Annotated in this window: 6 protein-coding genes; 4 read left to right on the top strand and 2 right to left on the bottom strand. The window is 67.8% G+C overall.

What is annotated here, in order from left to right:
• Positions 1-92: 92 nt before the first annotated feature.
• The 4 genes from AC5JDC_RS00735 to AC5JDC_RS00720 all read left to right on the top strand — a co-directional run bounded on the left by AC5JDC_RS00735 (position 93) and on the right by AC5JDC_RS00720 (position 4708).
• Positions 93-3188, top strand: coding sequence for a sarcosine oxidase subunit alpha (locus AC5JDC_RS00735; protein ID WP_495838192.1), 3096 nt, complete (start codon positions 93-95; stop codon positions 3186-3188).
• Positions 3181-3750: a sarcosine oxidase subunit gamma gene (locus AC5JDC_RS00730; RefSeq protein WP_106773118.1), complete on the top strand. Its 570-nt coding sequence runs from the start codon at positions 3181-3183 to the stop codon at positions 3748-3750. Before AC5JDC_RS00735 ends, AC5JDC_RS00730 begins: the two co-directional genes overlap by 8 nt.
• A gap of 154 nt (positions 3751-3904) precedes the next feature.
• Positions 3905-4507 carry a cupin domain-containing protein gene (locus AC5JDC_RS00725; protein ID WP_495838190.1) on the top strand — a complete coding sequence of 201 codons (603 nt, stop codon included), beginning with the start codon at positions 3905-3907 and terminating at the stop codon, positions 4505-4507.
• A gap of 30 nt (positions 4508-4537) precedes the next feature.
• Positions 4538-4708 carry a hypothetical protein gene (locus tag AC5JDC_RS00720; RefSeq protein WP_495838188.1) on the top strand — a complete coding sequence of 57 codons (171 nt, stop codon included), beginning with the start codon at positions 4538-4540 and terminating at the stop codon, positions 4706-4708.
• A gap of 97 nt (positions 4709-4805) precedes the next feature.
• Here the strand turns inward: AC5JDC_RS00720 and AC5JDC_RS00715 are convergent, their stop codons facing one another.
• Complete coding sequence (locus AC5JDC_RS00715; RefSeq protein ID WP_495838186.1) at positions 4806-5279, bottom strand: MaoC family dehydratase; 474 nt, start codon at positions 5277-5279, stop codon at positions 4806-4808.
• A gap of 417 nt (positions 5280-5696) precedes the next feature.
• Positions 5697-8825, bottom strand: a complete 3129-nt coding sequence (locus tag AC5JDC_RS00710; RefSeq protein WP_495838184.1) for an efflux RND transporter permease subunit — start codon at positions 8823-8825, stop codon at positions 5697-5699.
• Position 8826: the final 1 nt, after the last annotated feature.

The raw sequence follows: 8826 nt of genomic DNA, 5'->3' as shown, positions 1-8826 counted from the left end.
CTGCCAATCTCCCCCCTTGCGGGGGAGATGTCCGGCAGGACAGAGGGGGGTGCGACAGGGCGCCGTCCAAGCACGATTTTCACGGGTGCCGCATGACCCAGCCCTTCCGCATTCCCGGCGCCGGGCGCCTGACGCCGGCGCGCAGCCTGCGCTTCACCTTCGACGGCAAGCATTTTTCCGGCGTTTCCGGCGACACGCTGGCCTCGGCGCTGCTGGCCAACGGCGTGCACCTTACCGGCCGCTCGTTCAAGTACCACCGGCCGCGCGGCATCATGTCCGCGGGTGCGGAGGAGCCGAATGCGCTGGTCGGCGTCGAGCGCGATTCGGCGCGCAGGACGCCCAACGTGCGCGCCACCGTGCAGGAGCTCTACGACGGGCTGACGGCGGTCTCGCAGAACCGCTGGCCGTCGCTGTCCTTCGATGTCGGCGCGATGAACGATTTTGCTTCGCCGCTGCTCTCGGCTGGCTTCTACTACAAGACTTTCATGTGGCCGAAGGCGGCGTGGAAGAAGGTTTACGAGCCGAAGATCCGCGCGGCGGCAGGGCTGGGCGTGGCGCCGGACCAGCCGGACCCGGACCACTATGCCTCGCGCTTCGCCCATTGCGAGGTGCTGGTCATCGGCGGCGGCGCGGCGGGCATCGCGGCGGCACTCGCGGCGGCCGAGAGCGGGGTGGGGGTGATCCTCGCGGACGAGCAGGCGGAATTCGGCGGCGCGCTGCGCTACGAGGCGGGCGCGAAGATCGACGGCACGGACGGCTGGGCCTGGGCGCAGCAGAGCGCCGCCAAGCTGGCGGCAATGGACAACGTCCGGCTGCTGCCGCGCACCACTGCCTTCGGCTATTATGCGCAGAACTTCGTCGGGCTGGTCGAGCGCGTCACCGACCATGTCGCGAGGCCGGACAGGCATGCGCCGCGCGAGCAGCTGTGGCAGGTACGCGCCAAGCGCGTCGTGCTCGCCACCGGCGCGATCGAACGGCATATGGTGTTCGCCGACAACGACCGGCCGGGCGTCATGCTGGCGTCGGCGGCGCGTGCCTATCTCAACCATTACGGCGTCGCCGTCGGCAGGACGGTAGGCGTCTATACGGCGAACGATTCCGCCTATTACGCGGCGCTCGACCTGAAGAAGGCCGGCGTCAATGTCGCGGCGATCGTCGACCTGCGCGACAACCCGTCGGGTCCGGCGGTCGAGGAGGCGCGGGCGCTCGGCATCGAGGTCAATCACGGCCGTGCGGTGACGAAGGTCGGCGGCAAGCTGCGGGTGTCGTCGATGACCATCGAGCCGAAGGGCGGCGGTGGTGGGCGCACGGTGGCCATCGACGCGCTGCTGACTTCGTCGGGCTGGACGCCCTCGGTTCACCTGTTCTCGCAGTCGCGCGGGAAAGTGGCCTTCGACGAGGCGACGAAGCGCTTCCTGCCCGGCACCTATGCGCAGGACTGCGTGTCGGTCGGCGCCTGCAACGGCACGGACGGGCTGGAGGCGACGGTCGCCGAAGCGTTTGATGCCGGGGAGAAGGCGGCCAGGGAGGCCGGTAGAACTCGTGCAAAGGCACCCCCACCCCTTACCCCTCCCCTAAAGGGGGAGGGGGATTCTGAGGCGTTCACGCCCCCCTCCCCCTTTAGGGGAGGGGTAAGGGGTGGGGGTGCCTTGAGCAATCCTCCGAAGGTCGATGCCTCTGAATCCTGGGCCGGCGGCATGCTGGGCAGCGGACCCGGTGCCGGCGCCGGCACGACCGTAAAGGCGTTCATCGACTTCCAGAACGACGTGACGGCCAAGGACATCCGCCAGGCGGTGCATGAGGGCATGCGCTCGATCGAGCATGTGAAGCGCTTCACCACCAACGGCATGGCGACCGACCAGGGCAAGACGTCGAACATGCACGGGCTGGCGATCGCCGCCGAGACGCTGGGCAAGCCGATCCCCGCGGTCGGGCTCACCACGTTCCGCGCGCCCTATACGCCGGTGACCTTCGGCTCGATCGTCGGCCACGCCAAGGGCAAGCTGTTCGACCCGACGCGGCGCACGCCGATCCACCCCTGGGCCGAACGCCACGGCGCCGTGTTCGAGGATGTCGGCCAGTGGAAGCGCGCCTGGTATTTTCCACGCGCCGGCGAGGACATGCACGCCGCCGTCAACCGCGAATGCGTCACGGTGCGGCAGGCCGCCGGCCTGTTCGACGCCTCGACGCTCGGCAAGATCGAGGTGGTCGGGCCGGACGCGGCGAAATTCATGGAACTGCTCTACACCAACCCGTGGGAGAAGCTCGACGCCGGACGCTGCCGCTACGGCATCATGCTGCGCGAGGACGGGTTCATCTATGACGACGGCGTGGTGGGAAGGCTGGCGCCGGACCGCTTCCACGTGACGACGACCACCGGCGGCGCGGCGCGGGTCATGAACATGATGGAGGATTATCTCCAAACCGAGTTCCCGCATCTGAACGTCTGGCTCACCTCGATCTCCGAGCAGTGGGCGGTGATCGCGGTGCAGGGGCCGAAAAGCCGGGAGATCATCGCACCGCTGGTGGAAGGGATCGACCTTTCCGACACGGCATTCCCGCATATGTCGGTGCGCGAGGGAAAGATTTGCGGGCTGCCGACACGGCTGTTCCGCATGTCGTTCACCGGCGATCGCGGTTTCGAGGTAAACGTGCCGGCCGACTACGGCGAAGCCGTCTGGGAGGCGCTGTGGGCGGAGGGCCAGAAACACGGCGCCTGCGCCTACGGCACGGAGGCGATGCATGTGCTGCGCGCCGAAAAGGGCTACATCATCGTCGGCCAGGACACCGATGGCACGGTGACGCCGGCCGATGCCAGCGTCGACTGGGCGATCGGCAAGAAGAAGAAGGATTTCGTCGGCATACGCGGGCTGTCGCGGCCCGACCTCGTGGCAGCGGGCAGAAAACAGCTTGTCGGGCTGAAGACGCGCGACCCGAAGATCGTACTGGAGGAAGGCGCGCAGATCGTCGGCGATCCCAAGCAGCCGATCCCAATGAAGATGATCGGTCACGTCACCTCGAGCTACTGGTCGGAGAATTGCGGCCATTCGATCGCGCTGGCGCTGGTCGTCGACGGCAAGTCGCGTTTGGGCGACACGCTCCATGTGCCGATGCCGGACGGCACGGTCGAGGTCGAGGTGACGGGCATGGTGTTCTACGATCCGAAGGGAGAGCGCCTCAATGGCTAAGGCCGCCGCGAAGACCGCAACCACGGGAACCCTCCGCCGGCCGGCATTGGCCGGGCGCGAGGTGCTGGCGGGCGGCGCACGCCTGTCGGTGCTGCCGCCGGCCGAGCGCATGTCGCTGCGCGCGCCGGCCGCCTCGGTGGCGGCGCTGTCCAGGGCGCTCGGGCTCGACCTGCCGGTGAAGCCGAAGACGTCGGCGTCGTCGGGCGCGCGCACGGCGCTGTGGCTCGGGCCGGACGAATGGCTGGTGATCGACCAGACCGGCGATCCGCTCGCCGACTGCGCCAAGGTCAAGGCGCTGCATTCGGCCGTCGGCATCTCGCACCGCAACGTCGCCATCTCGGCGTCTGGGCCGGGTGCGGAGGCGACGCTCGCCGCCGGCTGCCCGCAGGATCTGTCGCTGCAAACCTTCCCGGTCGGCGCCTGCTCGCGCACCATTCTGGGCAAGGTCGAGATCGTGATTCTCAGGACCGCCGAGGATGCGTTCCGAGTCGAGTGCTGGCGGTCGTTTTCGGACTATGTGCTCGATTTCCTGACGGAAGCGGCGGGGGATGCGGCTGGCTAGCACCGTCAAGAACCGAACGGCTCAGCGAGTTGCGGCAGCTCGCGAGGGCTGACCTGCCAGCCATTCGACCGCGCCACATTCTTTGCTAAGATATGGCGACGGCGCCAAGCGGTGCCGCCGAATGCGTTCGCCCATGTGCCGCATGGATTTCGCAATGCAATCGCTCCCGCCCGCCGGTACGCGTATCCGCAACGATTTCAACGGTGAAACCTTCATCTTCACCCATATGGACGACGGGGCGGACGAGGTCCGGTTCGAGGTTTTCCTCGAGCGCGGCGGCATGCTGACGGGCACCGGGCGGCAGCATCTCCATCCAAATGCCGACGAGGAATTCATCGTGCACACCGGCATGCTGCGGATCATGGTCGATGGCTCCTGGCACACGCTCGGGCCGGGGGAGGGCCTGGTGGTGACGCGCGGCACGCCGCATCTGTTCCGCAACGGCCATGACGGCGAGACGCTGTTCACCGCCAAATTCCGGCCCGCCCACGATTTCCTGCGCCTGTTCCTGAACATGTCGATGAACATCGCCAACAACCCGTCCTGGTACGACGCCAAGGGCGAACCGCCACTGCTTCTGCAGGCCCTGGCGCTGCATGCCTTCCGTGGACATGCCTACGGACACGGCATCCCGATCTGGGTCCAGAAGCTGTTGTTCGCCGTGCTGGGGCCGGTCGCGTTGCTCAAGGGCTATCGGCTGGCGATGCCGCCGCGGAGCCGGCGGCAACCGCAGGCAAAGCCGCGGGCGAAATCTTGATGTTGCCGTTGGGCATGTCATAGTGCCGGGATGAGTGCGCCCAGACCACCCAAGGACGAACTGCCGCCGAAAGACCGGCCGGACGAAGACGAGACTCTTGAACAGGAACTCGACGAGGGCCTGGAGGATTCGTTCCCGGCGAGCGATCCGGTCTCGGTGACCTCGACGGCCATTCCCGGCGGGCCGGGCAAGAAGCGCTGAGCGCGGGAACTCCGGGGGGACAGTTTACGTTGTTTCCGCCCGCGCCACCCTTGAAGCGCATCTGCCTTTCCGCGGAAAAAGTAACTATCCCCAGCACTTATCCCTCCTCCGGCTGAATGAACGCCAGCGTCAGCCAGCGCGCCGTGAGCGCCGGTTTCTGCGATCCCTCGATCTCGATCGTCACGTCATGGGCGATCTCGATCCAGCCGGACGGGCGCGCCTTGAGCTTGGCCAGCACGAAGCGGGTGCGGATGCGCGATCCGGTCTTGACGGGGGCGACGAAGCGCAGCGTGTCGAAGCCGTGGTTGATGCCGATGTCGGCGCCCGCGATGCGCGGGATCGTCTCGAATGCCATCGCCGACAGCAGCGACACGGTGAGGAAGCCGTGGGCGATGGTGCCGCCGAACGCCGTCTCCCTGGCCGCCCGCTCGGGGTCGCAGTGGATGAACTGGTGGTCGTCGGTGGCGTCGGCGAACTGGTCGATCATATGCTGCGTCACGACGCGCCAGGGCGAGACGCCGGCTTCCTGGCCGACGCCGGCGATGGCCTGTTCGAGGGTGATGGTGTTCAATGGCGCTTCCTTCCGGATGCCGTCGGCAAGATGTCGAAGCCGGCAGTTTCGGCCGGGCAGTGATACTGAATAGGAAGGTGGATGTCACCGGGAGAGCCGACGCTCAAGATCTGCGCGAAAGGTCGCGCTCGTCCGCTTGGATCCCATCCGCCTCGCTTCGCCCGGCACCCTCCCCTCAATAGGGGGAGGGGAATCGCATATGGCAAACAGCGATGAATTTCGCTGCTTCGTACCCCCACCCCTAACCCCTCCCCACAAGGGGGAGGGGGACTTTGTGGCCGCCATGTCGCACGAAACCGTCGACGATTGGCGCCTGGCGGAGAGGCCAGCCAGTCCCCCTCCCCCTTGTGGGGAGGGGTTAGGGGTGGGGGTGAACCCATATGCGATAGCCCTGCCTCAATAGGGGAGAGCGGCCGCCTACTCCGCCGGCTCGACGCCGGTATAGGCGGCTTCCTGCAGCTCGCGCTTCAGCCGCGCCTGCTCGTCGGCATGCGGGGTGACGAAGCGGCCGAGCAGCAGATAGGCGACCGGGGTGAGGAACAAGGTGGACAGGGTCGCCAGCCCCAGCCCGCCGACGATGACCCAGCCGAGCGCGATGCGGGCCTCGGCGCCGGCGCCGGTGGCGAGGATCAGCGGCAGGCCGCCGAGCACGGTGCAGATCATGGTCATCATCACCGGCCGCAGGCGGATGAGCGAGGCCTGCTCGATCGCCTCGCGCACGCCGAGGCCCCGGTCGCGCAACTGGTTGGCGAATTCGACGATCAAAATGCCGTTCTTGGCCATGACGCCTACCAGCAGCACCAGGCCGATCTGGCTGTAGGCGTTGAGCGAGGTGCCGGTGATCAGCAGCGCATAGACGGCGCAGGCGAGGCCGAGCGGCACGGTCGCCATGATGATGATGGCGCTGATGAAGCTCTCGAACTGCGCGGCGAGCACCAGCAGGATGATCACCAGCGCGAAGCCGAAGATGGTGAGCATGCCGCTCGACGTCTCGGTGAGCGTCGCCGCCTCGGCCAGCGGGATGATGCGGCTGCCGGCCGGCAGCAGCGGTTTCGCCACCTGCTCGGCCGCCCGCAACGCGTCGCCGAGGGCGAAGCCGGGGGTAAGGCCGGCGGTGATGGCGACGGCGCGCAGCTGCTGCTCGCGCTGCAGCGACGGCGGCACGGCGCGTTCGGTCAGCGTCGCGAAGGTCGACACCGGCACGTAGCGGCCGTCGGTCGCCTTGGCGAAGACGTTTTCGAGGTCGGTCGGGTCGTTGACCGGATTGCTGGTGGAGATCAGCTTCACCGGATAGCTGCGGTCCTCGATGAAGACCTCAGCCACCTCGCGGCCGTCGAGCATGGCCTGGATGGTGTCGGACAGGCCGGTGATGTTGATGCCGAGGTCGGAGGCGCGCTCGCGGTCGATCTCCACCTGGAGCTGCGGCTGCGTGGCGTCGGTCGACAGCCGCGGCTGGTCGAAGCGCGGATCCTTCTCCAGCTCGGCGATGATCCGGTTCGCCACCTCGCCGAGCTCGGCATAGCTGTTGCCGACGACGGCGAATTGCAGGCCGCTGCCGGCACCGCGAATGCCGAGGCTGTTGGGCGAGAACGGGAAGGCGCGCACGCCCGGCACCTGCTTGGCCAGACGGTCGATGTCGGCGACGATCTGCTGGGCACCGCGCTCGCGCTCGTCCCACGGCGCCAGCGCCATGACCATGAAGCCGCTGTTGGTCGTGTTGTTCATGCCGGCATTGGCGAAGATGCTGACGATCTCGCCGCGGTCGCGCAGCGGCTGCACGAGCTCCTCGATGCGGCGTATCTGCTGGGTGGTGTAGTCGAGGCTGACCCCCTGCGGGGTGGTGATGCGCAGCATCGCCATCGAGCGGTCCTCGGGCGGCGTCAGTTCCTGGCGGATCATGCCGAAGACGCCCCAGGCGCCGGCGGCGAACAGCACCGAGACGAGAATGACGATCAGCGGTGCGTTGAGGCAGGAGATCAGGCAGCGCTTGTAGAGGGCGGCGAGCCCGCTGCCCAGCCGGCCGATCGGGCCGTGGTGATGCGCCTCGCCGCTGTGGGCTCTCAGCATGCGCGAGGCGAGCATGGGGCATAGCGACAGCGCCACCACCGACGACAGCAGCACCGCCATCGCCAGCACGAAACCGAACTCGCGGAACAGTCCGCCGGTCTGGCCGGGCAGGAAGGAGAGCGGGACGAAGACGGCGGCAAGCGTGGCGGTGGTGGCGACCACCGCGAAGAAGACTTCCTGCGTGCCGAGCACGGCGGCCGCACGCGGGCCCATGCCCTCGTTGCGGCGGCGCACGATGTTCTCCAGCACGACGATGGCGTCGTCGACCACCAGGCCGGTGGCGAGCACCAGCGCCAGCAGGGTGAGGATGTTGATCGAGAAGCCGGCGAGATAGATCGCCGCGATCGTGCCGATCAGCGCCACCGGCATGGCGAGGCCGGGGATGAGCGTCGCGCGCCAGTCGAGCAGGAAAAGGTAGATGACCAGCAGCACGATGGTGACCGACAGGCCGAGTGCGATCTCCACCTCGTGAATGGCGCCGTTGACGAAGATGGCGTCGTCGCTGTTGACGCGGATGTTCATCCCTTCCGGCAGCGTCTGCTGGATGCGCTGCGCGGCGGCGCGCACGCCGTCCGAAATGTCCAGCGTGTTCGACTGCGCCTGGCGGATGATGCCGAGCCCGATGCCGGTCTTGCCGTCGGAGCGCAGCGACGTCGTGTTGGGATCTCCGCCGAGCGTCACGGTGGCGACGTCGCGCAGCTTGGTGCGGCCGGCGATGACGATGTTCTCGAAAGCCTCGGGCGTGGTGACGTTGGCGGTGGCCCGGACGATGAGGTCCTGGTTGGTGGTTGTCAGCGAGCCGGCCGGCGTGTCGAAGGCGACGGAGGCCAGCGCGTCGCGGATGTCGACGACGGTCAGGCCGTAGCTGGCGATCTTGGCCTGGTTGATGTCGACGCGGAAGATCTTCTCGCGGTCGCCGTAGACCTGCACGTCGGCGACGCCGGGGACGGCGGCGAGCACGTCGGAAATCTCGTCCTCGACCAGGATCGTCATGTCCTCGACCGACATGGTGTCGGAGGTGATGGCGAGCCGCATCACCGCGTCGGCATTGGCGTCGGCCTTGACGATGCGCGGCGGGTCCATGTCGGTGGGGAGCTGGTTCTGGATGCGGCTCACCGCGTCGCGCGCGTCCGAGGCTGCGACGTCGAGGTCGACGCCGTCGTTGAACTCCATGGTGACGCGGCTGCGGCCATAGGAGGAGGTCGACGAGATCGCCTTGACGCCGGAGACGCGCGCCACGGCGCCCTCGATGACGGCGGTCACCTCGCGGTCGATGGTCTCGCCGGCGGCGCCCTCGAAATCGGCGTTGATGGTGATCACCGGCCGGTCGACGTCCGGCAGCTCGCGGATCTCGACGCCGTAGAAGGCGGCCAGGCCGGCGACGACGATCAGCGTGTTGAGCACGAAGGCGAGCACCGGGCGGCGCACGAACAGGGCGGTGATGCCCTTGCCGCCGGCTTCGCCCGTGGTCTCGCTCATC

The organism is Kumtagia sp. (genome assembly GCF_059502445.1).
This window is presented reverse-complemented; position numbering and strand designations above follow the sequence as displayed.